The sequence below is a fragment of the Streptomyces coerulescens genome (genome assembly GCF_042657965.1).
GTDB lineage: Bacteria > Actinomycetota > Actinomycetes > Streptomycetales > Streptomycetaceae > Streptomyces > Streptomyces coerulescens.
The window spans coordinates 664,221-686,275 of sequence record NZ_JBHSKM010000008.1 but is presented as its reverse complement, the minus strand read 5'-3'; the positions used below and the strand labels follow the sequence as shown (position 1 = coordinate 686,275).

Here is a 22,055-nt window from a genome sequence, read left to right as displayed (position 1 = left end):
AGAAACGTGGAGAACCTGATTGCGCTGCTGATCGCGGCGCCCTTGCTCGGAGCGGCCGTACTGCTGTGCGGCGGCCGGCGTCTGGACGCCGTCGGCCAGTGGCTCGGCACGCTCCTGTCCTTCGTCTCCTTCGCCTTCGGCGTGGTCCTCTTCGCCGACCTGCTGGGCAAGGACCCCGAACAGCGGACCCTGACCCAGCACCTGTTCAGCTGGATCCAGGTCGAGAGCTTCCAGGCGGACGTCGCCTTCCGCCTGGACCAGCTGTCGATGACGTTCGTGCTGCTGATCACCGGCGTCGGCTCGCTGATCCACCTGTACTCGGTCGGGTACATGGAGCACGACGAGCGGCGCCGCCGCTTCTTCGGCTATCTGAACCTGTTCCTCGCGGCGATGCTGCTGCTGGTCCTCGCCGACAACTACCTGCTGCTGTACGTCGGCTGGGAGGGCGTCGGTCTCGCCTCCTACCTGCTGATCGGCTTCTGGCAGCACAAGCCCAGCGCCGCCACCGCCGCGAAGAAGGCCTTCCTGGTCAACCGCGTCGGCGACATGGGCCTGTCCATCGCGATCATGCTGATGTTCCTGTGGTTCGGCACCTTCGCCTTCGGGCCGCTGCTCGGCGGCGAGGGGGAGCCCGGCATGGTCGGGGACGCCAGCGAGGGCAAGCTCACCGCGATCGGCCTGATGCTGCTGCTCGCCGCGTGCGGCAAGTCCGCCCAGGTACCGCTGCAGTCCTGGCTCGGGGACGCGATGGAGGGCCCGACCCCGGTCTCGGCCCTCATCCACGCCGCGACGATGGTGACCGCGGGCGTCTACCTGATCGTCCGCTCCGGCGCCATCTTCAACGCCGCGCCCGACGCACAGCTGGTCGTCACGATCGTCGGCGCCGTCACGCTCCTGTTCGGTGCCATTGTCGGTTGCGCGAAGGATGACATTAAGAAGGCGCTCGCCGGCTCGACCATGTCGCAGATCGGCTACATGGTCCTCGCCGCCGGCCTCGGCCCGATCGGCTACGTCTTCGCGATCATGCACCTGGTGACACACGGCTTCTTCAAGGCCGGGCTGTTCCTCGGCGCCGGTTCGGTCATGCACGGCATGAACGACGAGGTCGACATGCGCAAGTACGGCGGCCTGCGCAAGTACATGCCGGTCACCTTCGTCACCTTCGGCCTCGGCTACCTCGCGATCATCGGCTTCCCCGGTCTGTCCGGCTTCTTCTCCAAGGACAAGATCATCGAGGCGGCGTTCGCCAAGGGCGGCACCGAGGGCTGGATCCTCGGCGGCTGTGCGCTGCTGGGCGCCGCGATCACCGCGTTCTACATGACGCGCGTGATGCTGATGACGTTCTTCGGCGAGAAGCGCTGGCAGCCGGACGAGAACGGCAACGAGCCGCATCCGCACGAGTCGCCCAAGGTCATGACGATCCCCATGATCGTGCTGGCCGTCGGGTCGGTCGCCGCCGGCGCGTTCTTCAGCATCGGCGACCGCTTCATCCACTGGCTGGAGCCGATCACCGGGCACGACCACGGCCACGCGCCGCTCAGCGCGGGAGCCATCACCGGCGCGACCGTCGCGTGCATGGTCATCGGCGTCGCCATCGCCTACGGCCAGTACGGCCGCCGCCCGGTCCCCGCCGTCGCCCCGCGCGGGTCGGTGCTCACCCGGGCCGCCCGGCGCGACCTGTACCAGGACGACTTCAACCACGTCGTCCTCGTCCGTGGCGGCGAGCACCTCACGCGGTCCCTGGTGTACGTCGACCACACCCTGGTCGACGGCGTCGTCAACGGCACGGCGGCCTCCGTCGGCGGCCTGTCCGGACGGATGCGCAGGCTCCAGAACGGCTTCGTGCGGTCGTACGCGGTCTCGATGTTCGGAGGTGTGGCGATCCTCATCGCCGCGACCCTGCTGATGAGGGCGGTCTGATACCGATGTCCTTTCCTCTGCTGACAGCCACGGCGGTGCTCCCGGCGATCGGGGCGATCGCCACGGCCGCCGTACCGGCCGCGCAGCGTACGGCAGCCAAATGGCTGGCGCTGCTCGTCTCGCTCGGCACACTCGCCCTCGCGATCACCGTCCTGGTCCGCTTCGACCCCGACGGCGACCGCTACCAGCTCACCGAATCCCACTCCTGGATCGCGGAGTTCGGGGTCCGCTACGAACTCGGGGTGGACGGCATCGCGGTCGCGCTGATCGCGCTGACCGCGCTGCTGATCCCGTTCATCATCCTCGCGGGCTGGCACGACGCCGACCCGCTGGAGACCGGCAGCAAGCGGTGGCGGCCCACCCAGGGCTTCTTCGCCCTGATCCTGGCCGTCGAGGCGATGGTGATCATCTCCTTCGAGGCCACCGACGTCTTCCTCTTCTACATCTTCTTCGAAGCCATGCTCATCCCGATGTACTTCCTCATCGGCGGCTTCGGGGACCGTGCCCACGAGCACGGCGAGAAGGCGGCGTCGACGCAACGGTCGTACGCGGCGGTGAAGTTCCTGCTCTACAACCTGGTCGGCGGTCTGATCATGCTGGCCGCGGTGATCGGCCTGTACGTGGTCGCCGGGAACTTCAGCCTCCAGGAGATCGCCGAGGCCCGTGCCAACGGCACGCTGGACATGGCGACCAACACCGAACGCTGGCTGTTCCTCGGCTTCTTCTTCGCCTTCGCGGTGAAGGCGCCGCTGTGGCCGCTGCACACCTGGCTGCCGAACGCGATGGGGGAGGCCACCGCTCCGGTCGCCGTCCTCATCACCGCGGTCGTCGACAAGGTGGGCACCTTCGCGATGCTCCGCTTCTGCCTCCAGCTGTTCCCCGAGGCCAGCAAGTGGGCGACGCCCGCGATCCTCGTCCTGGCGCTGATCAGCATCGTCTACGGGGCGCTGCTCGCGGTCGGCCAGCGGGACATGAAGCGCCTGATCGCGTACGCGTCGATCTCGCACTTCGGCTTCATCATCATGGGCATCTTCGCGATGACCAGCCAGGGCCAGTCCGGCGCGACGCTCTACATGGTCAACCACGGGATCTCGACGGCCGCGCTGATGCTGGTGGCGGGCTTCCTGATCTCCCGGCGCGGCTCGCGGCTCATCGCCGACTACGGCGGTGTGCAGAAGGTCGCCCCGGTGCTCGCCGGCACCTTCCTGATCGGCGGCCTCGCGACGCTGTCGCTGCCGGGACTGGCGCCGTTCGTCAGTGAATTCCTGGTCCTGGTCGGCACGTTCACGCGCTACCCGGTGATCGGAATCATCGCCACCTTCGGCATCGTGCTCGCCGCGCTGTACGTCCTCGTCCTCTACCAGCGGACGATGACGGGCCCGGTGAAGCCGGAGGTCTCCGCGATGCCCGACCTCAGGGTGCGCGAGCTGGTGGTCGTCGCCCCGCTGGTCGCACTACTGATCTTCCTGGGCGTCTACCCGAAGCCCCTCACGGACATCGTCAACCCGGCGGTCCAGCAGACCATGTCCGACGTTCAGAAGAAGGATCCTCAGCCCGAGGTGGAGGCGGCCAAGTGAGCACATCAGCCGTCCACAGCCTGTGGACAACCGCGGCCGACCCGATCTTGAAGATCGACACGCCGAAGATCGAGTACGGACAGCTGTCGCCCACCTTGATCGTTGTCGGTGCGGCGGTCGTCGGCGTGCTGATCGAGGCCGTCGTGCCGCGCAAGGCGCGCTACCACTCCCAGGTGTTCGTCTCCGTCGTGGCGCTCGTCGCCGCCTTCGCCGCGGTCGTGGCGCTGGCGGCCGGCGGATACGCCACGACCAAGTCGGGCATCGCCGCGATGGGCGCGATCGCCGTCGACGGACCCGCCCTGTTCCTCCAGGGCACGATCCTGCTGGCGGCCCTGGTCGGCCTGTTCACCTTCGCCGAACGGCGGCTCGATCCGGCGGCGCACGGCAACCGGGTCGACTCCTTCGCCGCGCAGGCGGCGTCCGTGCCGGGCAGCGACAGCGAGAAGGCCGCGGTGAAGGCCGGGTTCACCACCACCGAGGTGTTCCCGCTGCTGATGTTCGCCGTCGCGGGCATGCTGATCTTCCCGGCGGCCAACGATCTGCTGACGCTGTTCATCGCCCTGGAAGTCCTCTCGCTGCCGCTGTACCTGATGTGCGCGCTGGCCCGGCGCAAGCGCCTGATGTCGCAGGAGGCCGCGGTCAAGTACTTCCTGCTGGGTGCCTTCGCCTCCGCGTTCACGCTGTTCGGCATCGCCATGCTGTACGGGTACGCGGGCTCCGTGTCGTACGCGACGATCGCGCAGGTCGTCGACGGCACCGTGCCGGACGTCACCCCGGCGCTCGCGGACACCATGGGCAATGACGCGCTGCTGCTCGTCGGCGCGGCGATGATCGTGATGGGCCTGCTGTTCAAGGTGGGTGCGGTCCCGTTCCACATGTGGACGCCCGACGTCTACCAGGGTGCGCCGACGCCGGTGACCGGGTTCATGGCGGCGGCGACGAAGGTGGCCGCCTTCGGCGCCCTGCTGCGGATCCTGTACGTCGTGCTGCCCGGCCTGCGCTGGGACTGGCGGCCGGTCATGTGGGGCGTCGCGATCGTCACCATGCTGGGCGGTGCGATCGTCGCGATCACACAGACCGACATCAAGCGCCTGCTGGCGTACTCGTCGATCGCGCACGCGGGGTTCATCCTCGCGGGTGTCATCGCGACCACGCCGGACGGGGTGTCGTCCGTCCTCTTCTACCTGGCCGCGTACTCGTTCGTGACGATCGGGGCCTTCGCGGTGGTGACGCTGGTGCGCGACGCCGGCGGTGAGGCGACGCACCTGTCCAACTGGGCCGGTCTGGGACGCCGATCACCATTGGTCGCGGCCGTGTTCGCGGTGTTCCTACTGGCCTTCGCCGGCATCCCGCTGACCTCCGGCTTCGCCGGGAAGTTCGCCGTGTTCAAGGCGGCGGCGGAGGGCGGGGCGGGACCGCTGGTCGTGGTCGGTGTGATCTCGTCCGCGATCGCGGCGTTCTTCTACATCCGCGTGATCGTCCTGATGTTCTTCAGCGAGCCGCGGCCCGAGGGCCCGACGGTCGCCGTTCCGTCGCCGCTGACGATGACGGCCATCGGCGTCGGTGTCGCCGTCACGCTGGTGCTGGGTGTGGCGCCGCAGTACTTCCTGGACCTGGCGAACCAGGCGGGAGTGTTCGTGCGCTGACGCGACACCCACGTGCACGACGGCTGCGGCCCGGCATCCCTTCCGAGGGGTGCCGGGCCGCAGTCCTGCCGAGGGAGGGGCGAGCCTGTGGATAACTCCGGCGCTGTCGGTCCTGGCCCCTATCGTGGATGCAGTGGTCGAGGGACGACGTACGGGGGACATGGCGATGGGTGCGACGGGTGGGATCAGGGAGATGCCAGGGGTGACCGAGACGGCGCAGACCGGTGGCAGTGAGGCGCTGGCCGCGCTGCACCGGGTCTTCGGATACGAGGCCTTCCGCGGAGAGCAGGAAGCCGTCATCGAGCATGTGGTGGCGGGCGGCGACGCCGTCGTGCTCATGCCCACAGGTGGCGGAAAGTCCCTCTGCTACCAGATCCCGTCCCTGGTCAGACCCGGTACGGGCGTGGTCGTCTCCCCGCTCATCGCGCTCATGCAGGATCAGGTGGACGCACTGCGGGCGCTGGGCGTGCGCGCCGGGTTCATCAACTCCACGCAGGACTTCGACGAGCGGAGGGTGGTCGAGGCGGAGTTCCTGACGGGCGAGCTCGACCTGCTCTACCTCGCACCGGAGCGACTGCGGCTCGACTCGACGCTGGAACTGCTCTCCCGCGGCAAGATCTCGGTGTTCGCCATCGACGAGGCGCACTGTGTCTCCCAGTGGGGCCACGACTTCCGGCCCGACTATCTGGCCCTCTCCCTGCTCGGCGAGCGTTGGCCGGACGTACCGAGGGTCGCGCTCACGGCCACGGCCACCCGGGCCACCCACCAGGAGATCACCCAGCGCCTGAACATGCCGGATGCCCGGCACTTCGTGGCGAGCTTCGACCGGCCGAACATCCAGTACCGGATCGTGCCGAAGGCCGATCCGAAGAAGCAGCTGTTGAACTTCCTCAGGGACGAGCACGCGGGCGACGCGGGGATCGTGTACTGCCTGTCGCGCAAGTCCGTGGAGGCCACGGCCGAGTTCCTGTCCCGCAACGGCGTCGAGGCGGTGCCGTACCACGCCGGGCTGGACGCGGGCACACGAGCGGCGCACCAGTCCCGGTTCCTGCGGGAGGACGGCCTGGTCGTGGTGGCGACCATCGCCTTCGGCATGGGCATCGACAAGCCGGACGTGCGCTTCGTCGCCCACCTGGACCTGCCCAAGTCGGTCGAGGGCTACTACCAGGAGACGGGGCGCGCCGGCCGCGACGGCCTCCCCTCCACGGCCTGGATGGCCTACGGCCTCAACGACGTCATACAGCAGCGCAAGCTGATCAACTCGGGCGAAGGCGACGAGGCGTTCCGGCGCCGGGCCGCCTCGCACCTAGACTCGATGCTGGCGCTGTGCGAGACGGCCCAGTGCCGGCGCGGCCAGCTGCTCGCCTACTTCGGCCAGGACCCCGAGCCGGTCGGCTGCGGCAACTGCGACACCTGTGTCACGCCGCCGGAGACGTGGGACGGCACGGTCGCGGCGCAGAAGGTGCTGTCGACGGTGGTGCGGTTGCAGCGCGAGCGGGGACAGAAGTTCGGGGCGGTGCAGATCGTCGACATCCTGCTGGGACGGCGTACCGGCAAGGTGATCCAGTTCGATCACGACCAGCTGTCCGTGTTCGGCATCGGCGAGGACCTCAGCGAGGGTGAATGGCGGGGCGTCGTACGGCAGTTGCTGGCGCAGGGGCTGCTCGCGGTCGAGGGGGAGTACGGGACGCTCGTGCTGACGGAGGCCAGTGGGTCGGTGCTGCGGCGCGAGCGGGAGGTGCCGCTGCGGAAGGAACCGAAGAAGCCGGTGACCTCGCGGTCGGGGTCGGGTTCCGGAGGTTCCGGGCGTGGAGAGCGCAAGGCGAAGGCCGCGGTGGCCGAGCTGCCCGAGGAGCTGGCGCCGGCCTTCGAGGCGCTGCGGGCCTGGCGTGCCGAGCAGGCTCGGGAGCAGGGCGTCCCGGCGTATGTGATCTTCCATGACGCGACGCTGCGGGAGATCGTGACCGTGTGGCCCGCGTCCGTGCGGGAGCTCGGGAGCGTCAGCGGGGTCGGCGAGAAGAAGCTGGCCACGTATGGCGAGGGTGTGCTTGAGGTGCTGGCCTCGGAGCGAGGCGAGTCCGGGCCCGGGTCGCAGGCCGGGGCCGAGTCCGAGTCCGGGGTGGCGGCCGACGCGGCTCCTGAGGCCGATCAAGGGATGGACGACTGGCCCGAGATGGAGCGGGAGCCGGAGCCGGAGGACTGGGCCTAGTGTCCCGGTCCGGAGATCCTGTCGCAGTAGCGGCAGTAGCGGCAGTAGCGGCAGTAGCGGCAGTAGCGGCAGTAGCGGCAGATGCGGTCGATGATCTGATCTGCGGTCTTGGTCCACTTGAAGGGCCGAGCCTGTTCGTTCCAGGTCTTGATCCACTCTTCGAGCCCGGTCTTCAGTTCATCAAGTGAGCAGAACACCCCGCGTTCGAGGCAGCGTCGTTCCAGCTCCGCAAACCACCGCTCGACCTGGTTGATCCAGGACGAGTAGGTCGGGGTGAAGTGCAGGCGGAACCGGGGATGCGCAAGCAGCCACTTCGCGAGATACAGCCCGACAACGTCACGGATCTTGTCGACCAGCAGCGGGTCCGGAGAGATCTTGAAAGTTTCCGTGCGCCAGGGCTGCAGTGGTTGCAGGTCAGGAACGCCTTCGGTCTTCATAGACCTGGAGGCGGGGGTTGGCGACCAGCGCGCGTAGTTCGCGTTTGCCGAGGTAGGTCCCGGCGTGGCGGTCCTCCTCGGCACCGTCGTCGACGAAGGAGCCCGGCGACACCAGCGCCTTCTCCACCAGGACGTGGAAGGCGTCCGTGTCGGTCGCGGCCAGCAGCGCCGAGTGGTCCGTCCAGGCGAGATGCGCGATCTGGTGGGCGACGCTCCAGCCGGGCGCCGGGGTGGCGAGCGCCCACTGCTCGGCGCTCAACTCGGCCACCAGCCGGTCGAGTTCCTCGCTCTCCTCGCGCAGGTCGTCGAACACGGGCGTCGGATCGGACACGGGACGCTCCCCTCGGGCATGGCAGCGCCGAAGAAAACAAGCAAGCATGCTTGCAGAATTGCGGCCGTTCGGTGCACGACCCGGGGCGAGGGCTGCGCGGACCCTGTGTGCTCAATACACTCGGCGATCGCGCCCATCGCGGCGCACACTCGCATATCGGGGGACGAACGATGAGCAACTGGAACCCGGGCGGACAGCCGCCCCAGGGGCCGCAGCCCTACCAGCCGCAGCCACCTCAGCCCTATCCGCACCAGCCCTACGTGCCGCCACAGCCCCAGCCGCCCTACCCGGGGCCTCCGGTGCCGCCGCCGGGCGGGCCGATCACCCGGCTGCGGCGGCGGATCGGCCCCATCCACACCGCACGCAGGGTCTTCACCCCGTCACGGCCGGGCATCGTCTCGGATCCTGAGGTGGCGCGGATGCGGAAGATCAGGACCCTGGTCGGCGTGGGCGCGTTCCTGTGGATGTCCTACGCCTACAAGCTCGCCCCCAAGCTCAGCGATGCGGCGGACGAGCAGGTCGACAAGTCGTGGACCAGCGCCCTCGTGTTGGCGGCGACCCTCCCGGTCGTCGTCGGCGTCCTGTACGGCCTGGCCGCTCCGGCGGCGCGACGGGACCTGCTGCGCCGGGCGGGGCGGTGCTTCGGCGCGATCGTGGCCATGATGGCGGCGGCCTCCGTCTTCCCGACCATCGTGCTCTCAGGGTTCTTCGAGGGCCAGGAACCCCTCGTGGAGGGCCACTTCACCGTGACGAAGGGCCTCATCCTCGCGTTCACCCTCTTCGTCCTCTTCTGGGTGACGCCGTTCGTCGTCTGGGGCGTGGGACTCGCCGTCCAGCACGTGTTCCGCACCGCGGACATCCACGAGACGGTGCCGCCGCTGCTGATCATGGCGTTGGCGTGGGAGATGGCACTGATCGACATGTTCACCGGCGCCCACGAAGGCGTGCCGACGGTGATCCGGTACGTGTTCATCCTGGGCGCCCCGCTCTCCGTCACGGCGGTGGGCCTGTGGGAGCTGCACCGGCTGCGCGTGCACTACGGGCTGGGGATGCGGGGACTGCTGATGCGCTAGAAACGGCGCCTCGGAGGACCGCTACGCCGGGACCTACCTCGGCAAACGCGAACTACGCGCGCTGGTCGCCAACCCCCGCCTCCAGGTCTATGAAGACCGAAGGCGTTCCTGACCTGCAACCACTGCAGCCGTGGCGCACGGAGACCTTCAAGATCTCACCCGACCCGTTCCTGGTCGACAAGATCCGCGATGTCGTCGGCCTTTACCTTGCCCCGCCGGCCAATGCCGTCGTCTTCGCGATGGACTAGAAGCCACAGATCCAGATTGAGCGGACTGCACCGGTCCGTCGACCTGTTCGCCGCACTGAACACCGCCACGGGCAAGATGATCACGAAACTGTCCGCCCAACACCGGGCCGTCGACTTCCTCGACTTCCTCGACGAGATCGACCGCCAGACCGACAAGAGCCTGGCGGTCCACGTCATCTGCGACAACCTCTCCGCCCACAAGGCGCCCGTGGTGCACAAGTGGCTGCTCGCGCACCCCCGCTTCCAGCTCCACTTCACCCCGACCTACTCGTCCTGGATCAACCAGATCGAACGGTGGTTCGCCGAGCTGGAACGACGCTGCCTCACACGCGGAGTGTTCTGCTCACTCGACGACCTCAAGACCGCACTCGAAGAGTGGATCAAGGTCTGGAACGAACAGGCTCGGCCCTTCAAGTGGACCAAGACCGCCGACCAGATCATCGACCGCATCTGCCGCTACTGCGACAGGATCTCCGAACCAGATCACTAGGGGAGGGCGGCCACCCGGCGTCTGCCGGTCACCCGGCGTCTGCCGGTCACCCGGCGTGGGGCAGTCATCCAGTGGCGGTCGACGTCCTCAGTGGTCGGGAGCCCGACGGTCCGGAACCCGGATCATGCCCGGATCACGCCAGTGCCGTCAGCCCGGGTGCGAACGTGATCAGGAGCGGGAGCAGTGGCACCAGTGCCGCCAGCGTCGTCGTGAGCGCGCGGTCGCGACGGCCCAGGCGGGGCGGGGGCTGCAGGAGGCGGTCCACGCGTTCGCCCAGGAGGCGGTGGGTGGAGGCGCAGGACAGGACGCCTCGGTGCTGGTTGAGCTCGATCAGGGCCAGGGCCGTCGTCAGGTGACCGCAGCGACGGGACGCCGTGTCGTCGGCGGCCAGTTCGACCAGGCGGTGGGTCTGGTCGCAGAAGTGGGCGAACAACGGGATGCGGGGGAATCCGGTGGCAAGCGCGGTGGAGAGGTGCAGCAGCCAGTCGTGGTGGGCGCGGGCATGGCCCCGCTCGTGGGTGAGGACGGCGTCGAGCTGGTGGTCGGTGAGGCGGTGCAGGGCACCGGTGGTGACGATCAGCTGGGCCGGGCTGCCCGGCATCCACCAGGCGTCCGGGTACTCGTCCTCCAGCACCAGCAGCGGGCCGCGCGTCGAGCCCAGGCCCGCGGGCAGGTCAGGGGCGCGTTCCCGCAGATGGGCCCTGGCCACGCCACGTCGCCGGCGCGCCTCCACGGTCTCGCGGGCCAGCATCGCGGTCGTCCAGGCCGCACCGCAGGCCAGCAGCAGGGTGAGGGCGGCCGCCCAGACCGGTGCGGCCGAGAGGTCGTACGCCTCCGTCACCGACGGCGGGGCCGGAGCGAAGAGCTGGGCGCGCACCGTGCCGAAGACGGCGGCCGCCCCCAGGGACAGGGCCGTCAGGCAGGACAGCAGGACGGTGGCGACCAGGCACTGCCACACCCAGAGCGCGACCACGGGGTCCCGTTCCGGCCAGGTGGCCCGGGTCAGCGCTCGGGGGACGGGTACGGCGGCCGTCAGGGCGACGATGCTCAACAGGAGCATGCAGACGGTCATGCCTAGGTCTCCGGATCCTGGACAGGAAGGTGCGGGGGCGGCCGTGCTGGGCGGCGGGCCGCGAACACCGGAAACGGCGCGCGTCCCACCGCCAGTCAGTATGACGGTCACCGTCGGCGGAGCCAGGGGGAAAGACGCGACGAATACGCGGTCAGGGCGGCCGACCGCGCCGCTGTCCGGCGCCGACGCCGAGGGCGCGAAACGTCCTGCGGAATCAGCGAGTTGGCCCCGACTAGGACGCCGGACCGGATGCCGGCCCGGACGCCGGTCTGGACGCCGGACCGGATGCCGGCCCGGACGCCGGTCTGGACGCCGGACCGGACGCCGGCCCGGACGCCGGTCTGGATGCCGACCTCGACACCGACCACGCCCCCGGCCGCCCCGCCTCCGGTCCCCGCGTCATCCCGCCACGATGCGCCCCGTGACCTCGCCCAGTCCCACCCGGACCCCGCCGGGCCCCGGTGCCCAGGCGGACAGCGTCACCACGTCGCCGTCCTCCAGGAACGTCCGCTTGCCGTCGGGGAGTTCGAGCGGGTCGCGGCCGTTCCACGTCAGTTCCAGCAGTGAGCCGCGCTCGCGTTCCGTCGGGCCGCTGATCGTGCCGGAGCCGTACAGATCGCCGGTGCGCAGCGAAGCGCCGTTCACGGTCATATGGGCGAGCTGCTGGGCGGCGGTCCAGTACATGGTGGAGAACGGCGGCTCGGAGATCACGTGGCCGTTGACGGTCACCGAGACACGCAGGTCGTAGCCGCCGGGTTCGGTCTCGGAGCCGGAGTCGTCCAGGTACGGCAGCAGGGGGTGGGTGCGCTCAGGCGGTGCCACCCGCGCGTCGTCCAGGGCGTCCAGCGGGGTGATCCACGCCGACACCGACGTGGTGAAGGACTTACCGAGGAAGGGGCCGAGGGGGACGTACTCCCAGGCCTGGATGTCGCGTGCCGACCAGTCGTTGAGCAGGCACAGGCCGAAGACGTGCTCCCGGTAGTCGCCCAGCGCCACCGGCTCACCCATCCGCGACGGCGTGCCGACCACGAAGCCGACTTCGGCCTCGATGTCGAGGCGGACCGACGGTCCGAAGACCGGCGCCGGATCGGTGGGGGCCTTGCGCTGGCCCGACGGGCGTACGACATCCGTGCCGGACACGACCACCGTGCCGGAGCGGCCGTGGTAACCGATCGGCAGGTGCTTCCAGTTGGGCGTCAGGGAGTCCTCGGCGTCGGGGCGGAAGATCTGGCCGACGTTCCGGGCGTGGTTCTCGGAGGCGTAGAAGTCGACGTAGTCGGCGACCTGGAAGGGGAGGTGCAGGGTCACCGAGGACAGGGGGTGGAAGAAGTCGCGGACGGCGTCCTGGTGCGCGGGCACCGTCAGCCATGCCGTCAGCGCGCGCCGCACGTCCGACCAGGTGGTGCGGCCGGCGGCGAGCAGTGGGTTGAGGGAGTCCTGGGCGAGCAGCGGGGCGTACGGCGAGCCGAGTGCGTGGGCCGCCCCGCCCGCGTCGAGGACGTGATCGCCGAGCCGGACGCCGACCCGTCGTGCGGAGTCCGAGCCGGGAAGGGAGAAGACGCCGTACGGAAGGTTGTGCGTGCCGAAGGGGTCGCCCTCGGGGAGATCGAAGGGGGGCATGGGGTGCTGCCTCACTCTCATACGCTCCGTATGCCATGTGGTCGGTCGGGCCACACGTTACGTGTGAGCCGCCTGCCTTGGGCAGTGAGAAAACCCGCGTCGCGAGGACCGGTGGAACGGCAGGCCGTCACCCTCGGCGGGGCCCCGGGCGCACTGCGCGGCCCCGTCGGAGTGAAATCACAGAGGACGGAAGGCAGTTGTGGGCGCAATAGCACAAATGGAACCGGAACAGGTGTCAACACATGTGAACCCAGCAGCCGTCCGGTTCAGGTCGAGTCGATGGGGCTTCCTGTCCGTATTCTCTGATCATGGCCCCACCCATCGCATATTCACTCATCGCCACTGACCTGGACGGGACGCTGCTCCGAGGTGACGACACGCTCTCCGACCGGACCCTCGGCGCGCTCGCGCGGGTGGCGGCGGCCGGTGCTCAGCACCTCGTCGTCACCGGCCGGCCGGCGCCCAGAGTGCGGCCGCTGCTCGACGTCCTGGGCAGTACGGGGCTCGCGGTGTGCGGACAGGGCGCGCAGCTGTACGACGCCGGCGCGGATCGTCTGCTGTGGTCCGTGACGCTGGACCGGGAGCTGGCGGAGACCGCCCTCGGCAAGATCGAGGCCGAGGTGGGGCAGGTGTACGCGGCGGTCGACCAGGACGGCGTCGACGGGCTCACGCTCATCGAGCCCGGCTATCTGATGCCGCACCCCACGCTGCCCGCCGTACGCGTCAGGCGTCGCGACGACCTGTGGTGCGAGCCGATCAGCAAGGTGTTGCTGCGCCATCCGACGCTGTCGGACGACGAGTTGGCGGCGACGGCGCGTTCGGTGGTGGGTTCGCTCGCGACGGTCACCATGTCGGGGCCCGGCACCGTCGAACTCCAGCCATGCGGCATCACCAAGGCGACCGGACTCGCGCTCGCGGCCGAGCATCTCGGCCTCGGTCCGCGCGAGACCATCGCCTTCGGGGACATGCCCAATGACATCCCCATGTTCGACTGGGCCGCCCATGGGGTCGCGATGGCCAACGCGCATCCCGAACTGAAGGCGGTCGCCGACGAGATCACGGAGTCGAACGAGGACGACGGCATCGCCGTCGTCCTCGAGAGACTGTTTGCGGGCACCTTGGCACACATCGTCCGTTAAGGGGTGATATGCGCCAATAGGTGACTTGCTTCGCCTAGTAGGGCCCGTTCACGTTGTCGATCGAGCCGTAGCGCGCGGCCGCGTAGTTGCAGGCGGCCACGATGTTCGCGACCGGGTTGTAGGGGTCGTACACGGTCCCCGGCACGTGGTAGGCCGCGAAGGTGGGGTCGATGACCTGGAGGAGGCCCTTGGACGGGGTGCCGGCCACGGCGTTGGAGTCCCAGTTGTTGATGGCCAGCGGGTTGCCGGACGACTCACGCATGATGTTGCGGTGAATGCCCTCGTACGACCCGGGGATTCCGTTCTGCCCCATGATGTGCAGGGCGTTGCGGATCCAGCCGTCGAGGTTGTCCGGGAACGTCTTCACGGAGGACTGGGTGGCCTGCGCCACGGAGGACTTCTTGGCGGGCGCGGCGGCCTTGTCGGCCGTCTTGCTCGGCGTGCTGACCTTCTTGGTCGCCCGGACCTTGAGGTCGGTGCCCGGGTGGATCAGCCGGGGGTTGTCGCCGACCGCCTTGCGGTTGTCCTTGTAGAGCTGCTTCCAGCCGCCCTGGACGTCGTACCGGTCGGCGATGCCGTAGAGCGTGTCGCCCTTCTTGGTGGTGTACACGACGGACCCGACCTTCGCCGTGGCGGGCTCTGCGGCGCTCGCGGCGGTCGCGCCCAGGAGGGGGAGGGCGAGAGCGGCGGTGCCGGTTCCGGCGATGACGACTCGGTGGGTGAGCGGGGTGGTGCGGGGGCGGCGGTGCTTGCCTCGGGGCATGGCGCTGTTCCTCTCCGACGCCTGCGAGGTGAGCTGTCGGGTTCGGGCGGGAGATGCCCGGCCGGGCCACCGTGCGGCAGCGCGACTTCACCCCTAGCCGGTCCGGTGCGCCATCAAGGCGTCCGGTCCGGCGGCTTACCTGGGTCCCCCGCTCCTGCCGTGCGTGTGTGAGTTACGTGGGTGGATGACTCGGGCAGCGGCAGGATTAGGCGTCCGCCCGACGAGCGGGAACGTATGCGAGAGCACATGCCCGGAACAAGTGCCGAGGGCACCTGTTGCGCAGTTTGACCATGGTCTGGTTCGTTTGGGCCGCTTGATCCTTTGCGGTTGCCAATCCTCAACTTGCTTTCGGGGCAAGGAGGGAAGGGGGTGTGGCGGGCCGGGTGCGCGACCCGGCGTGAGTGACCCAACTCACTGGTGGTCGCAAGAGCGGCAAATCGGGCAATGCCTCCAACTCGCCTTTAACTGCCTGTCCGTGGAGTCTGTTTTTCCCGTGTCCGACGGAAAAGCGCCTGTTCGCCCGCGAGTTCACGGGCTCCGGGTCGAGGCTCGCCGCCGAGTCGTGCGTGGCGTGGGCGGGGGAGGGTGAGGGGTCGCGGAGGGAGGTGGCGGGGGGTGGGAGGAGGCGGGAGGGGGTGGGGTTCGGTCGACATGTCCATGTCAGTGAAGGTGGTGCCGCTCCCCGGGCTGAATGGCGACCTCGGTTCAGGACACGGTCCGCTACTTCCTTATAAGTCGATCGATATCAGGCCTTATCAGGTGATCAAAAACATACCGGCTGTGATCCGATACCGCCCGGGGTGGACGGGTGGGCGGCATCGGTGATCGAAACGCGACCGGATACGCTGACTTGAGTGGTGGCAGCGACCTATCGACAAACCGTGTAACCGCCAGTGGACACCAGCAGACAGGAGACCCCTCGTGACCGTCGTCGGGCCGTTCGGGCTGAGCGTGCGGGACCAGGCTCTGGAGGCCGATGTCCAGGCCGGATTGGCGGCTGTCGAGGAGGGGTTGCTCGAAGCCACCAAGAGTGAGGTCCCCTTCATCACCGAGGCCGCCCAGCACCTGGTGCGGGCGGGTGGGAAGCGGTTCCGGCCGCTGCTGGTGATGCTCGCTTCCCAGTTCGGGGACCCGTATGCGCCGGGGGTCGTCCCGTCGGCCGTCGTGGTCGAGCTCACCCATCTGGCGACGCTGTACCACGACGACGTGATGGACGAGGCCGCGGTGCGGCGCGGGGTCGACAGCGCGAACGCCCGCTGGGGCAACTCGGTCGCCGTACTGACCGGCGACTTCCTCTTCGCGCGTGCCTCGCACATCCTCGCCGACCTCGGGCCCGAGGCGGTACGGGTGCAGGCCGAGGCGTTCGAGCGGCTGGTCACCGGGCAGATCCTGGAGACGGCGGGCCCGCAGGACGGGCGCGACCCCGTGGAGCACTATCTGGACGTGCTCAGCGGGAAGACCGGGTCGCTCGTGGCGGTGTCGTGCCGGTTCGGGGCGATGATGTCGGGCGCCGACGAGACGGTCGTCGATGTGCTGACGCAGTACGGGGAGCGGCTGGGTGTCGCCTTCCAGCTGGCGGACGACGTGCTGGACATCGCGAGTGACTCGCACGAGTCCGGCAAGACGCCGGGGACGGATCTGCGTGAGGGCGTTCCGACCCTGACGGTGCTGCGGCTGCGGGAGCGGGCCGCGCGGTTGGGGCTGGCCGAGGACATCGCGCTGTGCGAGCTGCTGGACTCCGACCTGAGCGACGACGCGCGGTTGGCGGAGGCGGTGGCCGGGCTTCGGGAGCACCCGGCGCTGGAGCAGGCGCGCCGGGACACGGTCCGGTACGCGGAGGATGCGCGGGCCGCGCTGGCGCCGTTGCCGGACATGTATGCCAAGGCCGCGTTGATGGAGCTGTGCGACGCGGTGGTGCATCGGGCCGGCTGAGAACAGGCCGCCCCAAACGAATGGGCCACCCCAAACGAATAAGCCCCCAAAACGAGCAAGCCGCCCCGAACCCGGGCGTGTGATGCACGTCACAAATCTGGACTGAGTCCAAACTAAGATCTCCTCCGTATGAATGCCCAGAAGCTGACGCAGGGGGCGTCAGCCGCATTACGGGGAGAAAACAGAATCATGGGCATGAAGACGACGTTCTCGAAGCGCCGTAAGAGCCTGATCGTCACCGCTGTCGCGGTGGCCGCCGCCGGTGGTGTCGCCGCCGCGGTGATTCCCGCCTTCGCCGCCGGAGGTGACCGCGCCGACCACGCGGGACATGCCGGAAGTGACGCGCAGGGGATCGTGAGCCAGAGCGGGACAGGCGGCGCGGGCGTCCGCGGGGGCATCGGCGGGGGCACGATCCTCGCCGCCAGTCTCCGCGGGGCCAACGAGGTGCCCGTCGAGGGCGGGCCCGCCGTCGGGGACAAGGACGGTGCCGCCCTGGAGTTCGTGAAGGTCAAGGGCGACAAGGTGTCCGTCGCCGTCACCTGGCGCGGCACCGGAAAGCCGACCGCGCTCCACATCCACCAGGGTGCCAAGGGCACCAACGGCGGTATCAAGGTCGACTTCGGCGGCCTGCTCGGCAAGCACAAGGGCCACAGCCTGACCGGCACCGTCCAGGTGAAGGACCCCGTCCTCCTCAACGCCCTCAAGACCGACCCGAGTTCGTTCTACGCCAACCTCCACACGGCGGAGTTCCCGGGCGGGGCGGTGCGGGGGCAGCTCCACAAGGTCACCGTCGCCGCGTTCGACTTCCGGGACGCGCTCGACAACTTCCAGGCGTCCGTCATCAAGGGCAAGCAGATCTACGAGTGCAAGCCCGCCGAGGGTGGTGGGTACGCGTTCGCCCAGCGGGACGTCAGCGCCGTACTCGGCGGCCGTATCGCGCACTCCTTCGTGGCACCCAACTCCGGTACGCCGCAATGGATCGCGCGGGACGGCAGCGCGGTGACCGGGGCCGTCATCTCCAGGACCCCGAACGGCGACAAGAACATCCCTGAGCTCGATCTGAAGGCCACTCAGTCCGGCAAGCGGCACGGCCTGCTCGCCGGCACCGCCGAGATCCTGCGGCTGAACACCGTCGGCGGCGTGGCCCCGGCCGGCTCCTGCACGCCGGGCGCGATCGTCGGTGTGCCGTACCAGGCGGACTACGTGTTCATCAACGGCTGATCCGCGGCCCGGCTGCTGCGGCTACCGCGGCCTTCGCGGGGCTGTCGCGGCCGTCCGGGCGGTGCGTACCCGGCGGCGTCTCCCCCAACCCCTACGGGTCGGGGGAGGCGCCGCCTCCGCGTGTCATACCGGAGGTGTACGTCGAGTTGGCTCCGCAGGCTGACGAATCGCCCTGGCCGATTTGGTCAGATGGAGACCACGGAAAACACCACTCCTCACCGATTCGGGTGAGAATGGCGGCTACGGGGTGGGCGAGTGCGGGGTCTTAGGACTCGCGAGCGAGGAATTGAGACGGACAGCCGCCGCCGACGACGGAGGTAAGGCACACATGGCACCGTACGAATCCGAGGACAGCACGACCGCAGGGGAGGCCGTCGACCTGCGCGCGGGCCGTCGCAAGGCCGCGCGGTACGTCGTTCCGGTCGCGGTCGTGGGCATCGCGGCGGCGACCATCGGGCTCGTCCCGGCGATCGCCGACTCCGGCGACCCCGACCTGCCGGAGATCACCGCGCAGCAACTCATCGAGAAGATCGCCAAGTCGGACGTCGACCAGCTGTCCGGCACCTTCAAGATCACCACCGACCTGGGTCTGCCCGACCTCGGCGGGCTGGGGGCCGGCTTCGCCTCCGGCGCCATGGCGTCGGGTTCGGGTGACGGATCGTCCGCCGACCCCACGGCCAAGCTGACCGAGCTGGCGTCCGGCACGCACACCCTGCGCCTCGCCGTGGACGGCGACGACAAGCAGAAGCTCTCCCTGCTGGAGAACGCCTCCGAGTACAGCCTCATCCACGACGGCAAGGACATCTGGGGCTACGACAGCAAGTCCAACGAGGTCTACCACGGCACCGCCGACGAGGCGCAGGCGGACAAGGGCAAGGGCGAAGAGGTGCCCGCCACGCCCAAGGAGTTCACCGAGGAGGCCCTGAAGGCGGTCGACGACACCACCTCCGTCACCGTCGACGGCACCGCGCAGGTCGCGGGCCGGGACGCCTACCGGCTGCTCATCAAGCCGAAGCAGTCCGGGAGCACGGTCGGCGCGATCACCGTGGCCGTGGACGCCAAGACCGGCATGCCGCTGAAGTTCACGCTGACCCCGTCGAGCGGTGGCGCGGCCGTGATCGACGCCGGCTTCACCCAGGTCAGCTTCGCCAAGCCGGCCGCCTCGACCTTCGACTTCACCCCGCCCAAGGGTGCGACGGTCACCGAGGAGGGCGAGCTGGACAAGGCGGCCGGGGAGCACGGCGGCGCGAAGTCCGAGGACGAGCTGGGCAAGGAGCTCGAGAAGGAGTTCGGCGGCCCGCTGACCGGGGGCGCGCTGGGCAAGGGCGCCGAGGGCGGCCCCGAGGTCATCGGCGAGGGCTGGAACTCCGTGGCCGTCTTCGACACCGGCGGCGAAGGCGTTCCGTCCGGCAGCGAGGTCGGCGGCGACATGGGTGGCTTCCTGGACTCCCTGGGCGACAAGGTCGACGGTAAGTTCGGCTCGGGCACGGTCTTCAAGACGCGCCTGATCAACGCCCTCGTCACGGACGACGGCAAGGTCTACGTCGGCGCGGTCACCAAGGACGCGCTCGTGAAGGCGGCCGACTCGGGCAAGTAGCCCGCCACCGACCGCCCCACCCGCACCACGAACCGAGGAGCCCGAGGCGCCGATGGAGGAACCGCCCGCCGGGAAGACCGACGAGCCGGACCGGACGGATGAGCCGGTGCGGACGGATGAGCCGGTGCGGACGGATGAGCCGGTGCGGACGGATGAGCCGGTGCGGACCGATGAGCCGGATCGGACCGACGACGCCGCCCGTGCCGTGATCGCCACCCACGGGCTCACCAAGCGCTATCGCGGTGGGCAGCTCGCCGTGGACGGCCTCGATCTGGCCGTCCCGGCGGGCAGCGTCTTCGGCTTCCTCGGTCCGAACGGCTCGGGCAAGACCACCACCATCCGCATGCTGATGGGCCTGATCGAGCCCACCTCCGGTACCGCGCGCGTGCTCGGGCAGCCCATGCCCCGGGCCGCGCGCGCCGTACTGCCGCACGTCGGCGCGCTCATCGAGGGGCCGGCCCTGTACGGCTTCCTCTCCGGCCGCGACAACCTCGTGCGGTACGACGCCGCCGACCCCACCGCCGATCCGCGCACCCGGCGCACGCGTGTCGCGGCGGCGCTGGACCGGGTGGGCCTGACGGCCGCCGCCAGCAAGAAGGCCAAGGCGTACTCGCTGGGTATGAAGCAGCGGCTCGGGCTCGCGGCGGCGCTGCTCCAGCCGCGCAGGCTCCTCGTCCTCGACGAGCCGACCAACGGCCTCGACCCACAGGGCATGCGCGAAATACGGTCACTGATCCGGGAGCTGGCCTCCGACGGCACGACCGTCTTCCTCTCCTCCCACCTCCTCGACGAGATCGAGCAGGTCTGCACCCACGCGGCCGTGATGGCCCAGGGCCGGCTGATCACCCAGGGCGCGGTGGCGGAGCTGGCGGCCGGTGCGCGCGGTCGCCTCGTCGTGACCACACCTGACACCGGGGACGCGGCCCGGGTGCTCAAGGAACAGGGTGCGGGCGACGTCGTCGTCACCGACGACCGGGTGACCGCCGAGCCCCCGGACCGTGATCTCGCCGACGTCAACGCGGCGTTGGTGCAGGCCGGGGTCCGCGTCCGCGGCTTCGGTGTCGAACGGGCCTCCCTGGAGGACGCGTTCGTGGCGCTCACGGGGGAGGGGTTCGATGTCGCGGGCTGAAGCCGTCGAGCACGGCGACGCGACCGGAATGGACGCGACCGGAGGCGACGCGGCCGGACGCGATGTGATCGAAGGGGGCCGGAGGCCCAGCCCCCTGTGGACCTTCGGTCTCTTCCGCAGCGAACTCCTCACGACCTTCCGGCGCTGGCGCACCCTCGCACTGCTCGCCGTCCTGGCCGCCGTGCCGATCCTGGTCGGCATCGCCGTGAAGATCGAGACCGGCGACGGTTCGTCGGCGAGCGGCGCCGGACCCGAGCACGGCGGTGGCCCGGCGTTCATCTCGCAGGTCACCAACAACGGCCTGTTCCTGGTCTTCACCGCACTCGCCGCGACGCTCCCCTTCTTCCTGCCGATGGCGATCGGCGTCATCGCGGGCGACGCGATCGCGGGCGAGGCGAACGCCGGCACCCTCCGCTATCTCCTCGTCGCCCCCGCCGGTCGCACCCGCCTGCTGCTCACCAAGTACGCGACCACGATGACGTTCTGCCTGGTGGCCACCCTGGTGGTGGCGGTCTCGGCGCTCACCGTCGGGGCGTTGCTCTTCCCACTCGGCGAGCTGACGACCATCTCTGGCACCCGGATCAGCTTCGGCGAAGGACTGGCAAGGGCCCTGCTGATCGCCCTGGTCGTCGCCGCGTCACTGATCGGCGTGGCGGCGCTCGGCCTGTTCGTCTCGACGCTGACCAACAGCGGCATCGCGGCGATGGCGACGACGGTGGGCCTGCTGATCACCGTGCAGATCCTCGACCAGATCCCCCAGCTCCACGCGCTCCAGCCGTACTTCTTCTCCCACTACTGGCTGTCCTTCGCCGACCTCATGCGCGAACCCGTCTACTGGGACGACCTGGTCAGGAACCTGGGTCTCCAGAGCCTCTACGCGGCGGTGTTCGGCTCGGCGGCGTGGGCGAGGTTCACGGCGAAGGACATCACGGCGTAGAGGTCAGTCGGTCTCGTACGGGAAGCGCGCGAGCGGCGCCTCCTGGGCGAAGAACGTCTTCGCCCGGGCCAGAGCCTCGGTGTCCGCGAGGACGTCGCCGGGCTTGCTGCCGTTGCCGAGCAGCACCCCGCCGAAGCGCATCTTCATGTACGCGGCGGAGTTGCTGAGCGTCCCGACCAGCGGGTCGGCGACCTCCTGCTCCTCGTGCGCGAGCGCGGTGACGCCCCACAGAGTGCGGTCGGCCATGGTCGCCTTGAAGTCGACGCCGGGGGTGCGCAGCCAGCCCGACCAGTAGTCGAGGTAGCGCTTGACGTGAGCGGACACCGAGTACCAGTACAGCGGCGAGACGATCACGATGTCCGTCGCGGCGAGCGTGGCGTCGAACAGCAGGGCCACGTTGCCCTGCGTCGGGCGCACATGGTCGCTGTCGTGACGCAGGTCCTCGAAGTCGGGCAGCGGATGTGCGGCCAGGTCGATCCACTGCTGCTCGACATCCTCGGGCAGCTGCTCGGCGGCCCTGCGGGCCAGGAGCTCGGTGTTGCCGTCGGAACGGCTGCTGCCGAGGACGAACAGGAAGCGGCGGGTCATGGTTCCCCCAAACAGTCGGCCTTCACAAGGGCCAGATGGTCGGCGTACGACAATTAATCGCATCTGCATTATATGCGTACGCATGTAGATGTCCAGGGATCCGGGAGGGGGCCGGGGGCCTGAGGA

18 protein-coding genes, 1 pseudogene and 1 riboswitch are annotated in these 22,055 nt (G+C 69.4%); of the genes and pseudogenes, 13 read left to right on the top strand and 6 right to left on the bottom strand.

Annotation, left to right across the window (positions count from 1 at the left end; translation table 11 throughout):
• The first annotated feature begins 6 nt into the window (after positions 1–6).
• The 4 genes from nuoL (at position 7) to recQ (ending at position 7,352) form a co-directional block, all read left to right on the top strand.
• Complete coding sequence (gene nuoL / locus ACFPQ9_RS17445; RefSeq protein ID WP_380853666.1) at positions 7–1,920, top strand: NADH-quinone oxidoreductase subunit L; 1,914 nt, start codon at positions 7–9, stop codon at positions 1,918–1,920.
• A gap of 5 nt (positions 1,921–1,925) precedes the next feature.
• Positions 1,926–3,497: an NADH-quinone oxidoreductase subunit M gene (locus ACFPQ9_RS17440; RefSeq protein WP_380853664.1), complete on the top strand. Its 1,572-nt coding sequence runs from the start codon at positions 1,926–1,928 to the stop codon at positions 3,495–3,497.
• Complete coding sequence (gene nuoN, locus ACFPQ9_RS17435) at positions 3,494–5,143, top strand: NADH-quinone oxidoreductase subunit NuoN (protein ID WP_380853662.1); 1,650 nt, start codon at positions 3,494–3,496, stop codon at positions 5,141–5,143. The genes ACFPQ9_RS17440 and nuoN overlap by 4 nt, the downstream gene beginning before the upstream one ends.
• Before the next feature lie 166 nt (positions 5,144–5,309).
• A complete protein-coding gene (recQ, locus tag ACFPQ9_RS17430) occupies positions 5,310–7,352 on the top strand; it encodes a DNA helicase RecQ (RefSeq protein ID WP_380853940.1) in 2,043 nt (680 codons plus the stop codon).
• Here the strand turns inward: recQ and ACFPQ9_RS44620 are convergent.
• Entirely contained in the window at positions 7,349–7,789 is a 441-nt protein-coding gene (locus tag ACFPQ9_RS44620; protein ID WP_417803642.1) for a transposase, read from the bottom strand. The genes recQ and ACFPQ9_RS44620 overlap by 4 nt on opposite strands.
• Positions 7,790–7,862: 73 nt before the next feature.
• Positions 7,863–8,120: pseudogene (locus ACFPQ9_RS44615) on the bottom strand (maleylpyruvate isomerase N-terminal domain-containing protein); the annotation flags it as partial.
• Between the two features lie 170 nt (positions 8,121–8,290).
• Between ACFPQ9_RS44615 and ACFPQ9_RS17420 the strand changes: the two are divergent.
• The 3 genes from ACFPQ9_RS17420 to ACFPQ9_RS17410 all read left to right on the top strand — a co-directional run bounded on the left by ACFPQ9_RS17420 (position 8,291) and on the right by ACFPQ9_RS17410 (position 9,931).
• Positions 8,291–9,193, top strand: coding sequence for a hypothetical protein (locus tag ACFPQ9_RS17420; RefSeq protein ID WP_380853660.1), 903 nt, complete (start codon positions 8,291–8,293; stop codon positions 9,191–9,193).
• 89 nt (positions 9,194–9,282) lie between these two features.
• Positions 9,283–9,441 (top strand): hypothetical protein, encoded by a 159-nt coding sequence (locus ACFPQ9_RS17415; RefSeq protein ID WP_380853658.1) that lies wholly within the window; start codon positions 9,283–9,285, stop codon positions 9,439–9,441.
• Positions 9,442–9,457: 16 nt separating this feature from the next.
• Positions 9,458–9,931 carry an IS630 family transposase gene (locus ACFPQ9_RS17410; RefSeq protein ID WP_380853656.1) on the top strand — a complete coding sequence of 158 codons (474 nt, stop codon included), beginning with the start codon at positions 9,458–9,460 and terminating at the stop codon, positions 9,929–9,931.
• A gap of 133 nt (positions 9,932–10,064) precedes the next feature.
• On the opposite strand, the gene ACFPQ9_RS17405 is transcribed toward ACFPQ9_RS17410, so the two are convergent.
• Both ACFPQ9_RS17405 and fahA read right to left on the bottom strand, forming a co-directional pair.
• Positions 10,065–11,003 carry a M56 family metallopeptidase gene (locus ACFPQ9_RS17405; RefSeq protein ID WP_380853654.1) on the bottom strand — a complete coding sequence of 313 codons (939 nt, stop codon included), beginning with the start codon at positions 11,001–11,003 and terminating at the stop codon, positions 10,065–10,067.
• Between the two features lie 399 nt (positions 11,004–11,402).
• A complete protein-coding gene (gene fahA / locus ACFPQ9_RS17400) occupies positions 11,403–12,623 on the bottom strand; it encodes a fumarylacetoacetase (protein WP_380853652.1) in 1,221 nt (406 codons plus the stop codon).
• 308 nt (positions 12,624–12,931) lie between these two features.
• Here fahA and ACFPQ9_RS17395 point away from each other — a divergent pair, with 308 nt between their 5' ends.
• Positions 12,932–13,762: an HAD family hydrolase gene (locus tag ACFPQ9_RS17395; protein WP_380853650.1), complete on the top strand. Its 831-nt coding sequence runs from the start codon at positions 12,932–12,934 to the stop codon at positions 13,760–13,762.
• Positions 13,763–13,796: 34 nt separating this feature from the next.
• Here ACFPQ9_RS17395 and ACFPQ9_RS17390 read toward each other — a convergent pair whose 3' ends face one another.
• Positions 13,797–14,525 (bottom strand): LysM peptidoglycan-binding domain-containing protein, encoded by a 729-nt coding sequence (locus tag ACFPQ9_RS17390; RefSeq protein WP_380853648.1) that lies wholly within the window; start codon positions 14,523–14,525, stop codon positions 13,797–13,799.
• Between the two features lie 5 nt (positions 14,526–14,530).
• A riboswitch (cyclic di-AMP (ydaO/yuaA leader) is annotated at positions 14,531–14,705 on the bottom strand.
• 741 nt (positions 14,706–15,446) lie between these two features.
• On the opposite strand from ACFPQ9_RS17390, the gene ACFPQ9_RS17385 reads away from it, so the two are divergent.
• From ACFPQ9_RS17385 to ACFPQ9_RS17365, 5 genes are all read left to right on the top strand, one after another.
• Positions 15,447–16,457 (top strand): polyprenyl synthetase family protein, encoded by a 1,011-nt coding sequence (locus tag ACFPQ9_RS17385; RefSeq protein ID WP_380853646.1) that lies wholly within the window; start codon positions 15,447–15,449, stop codon positions 16,455–16,457.
• 195 nt (positions 16,458–16,652) lie between these two features.
• Positions 16,653–17,678: a CHRD domain-containing protein gene (locus ACFPQ9_RS17380; protein ID WP_380853644.1), complete on the top strand. Its 1,026-nt coding sequence runs from the start codon at positions 16,653–16,655 to the stop codon at positions 17,676–17,678.
• 328 nt (positions 17,679–18,006) lie between these two features.
• A complete protein-coding gene (locus ACFPQ9_RS17375; RefSeq protein WP_380853642.1) occupies positions 18,007–19,275 on the top strand; it encodes a LolA family protein in 1,269 nt (422 codons plus the stop codon).
• Positions 19,276–19,327: 52 nt separating this feature from the next.
• Positions 19,328–20,404, top strand: coding sequence for an ABC transporter ATP-binding protein (locus tag ACFPQ9_RS17370; RefSeq protein ID WP_380853640.1), 1,077 nt, complete (start codon positions 19,328–19,330; stop codon positions 20,402–20,404).
• Positions 20,391–21,341, top strand: a complete 951-nt coding sequence (locus tag ACFPQ9_RS17365) for an ABC transporter permease (RefSeq protein ID WP_380853638.1) — start codon at positions 20,391–20,393, stop codon at positions 21,339–21,341. Before ACFPQ9_RS17370 ends, ACFPQ9_RS17365 begins: the two co-directional genes overlap by 14 nt.
• Positions 21,342–21,344: 3 nt before the next feature.
• Here ACFPQ9_RS17365 and ACFPQ9_RS17360 read toward each other — a convergent pair whose 3' ends face one another.
• Positions 21,345–21,929 (bottom strand): flavodoxin family protein, encoded by a 585-nt coding sequence (locus tag ACFPQ9_RS17360; protein ID WP_380853636.1) that lies wholly within the window; start codon positions 21,927–21,929, stop codon positions 21,345–21,347.
• Between the last annotated feature and the right edge of the window lie 126 nt (positions 21,930–22,055).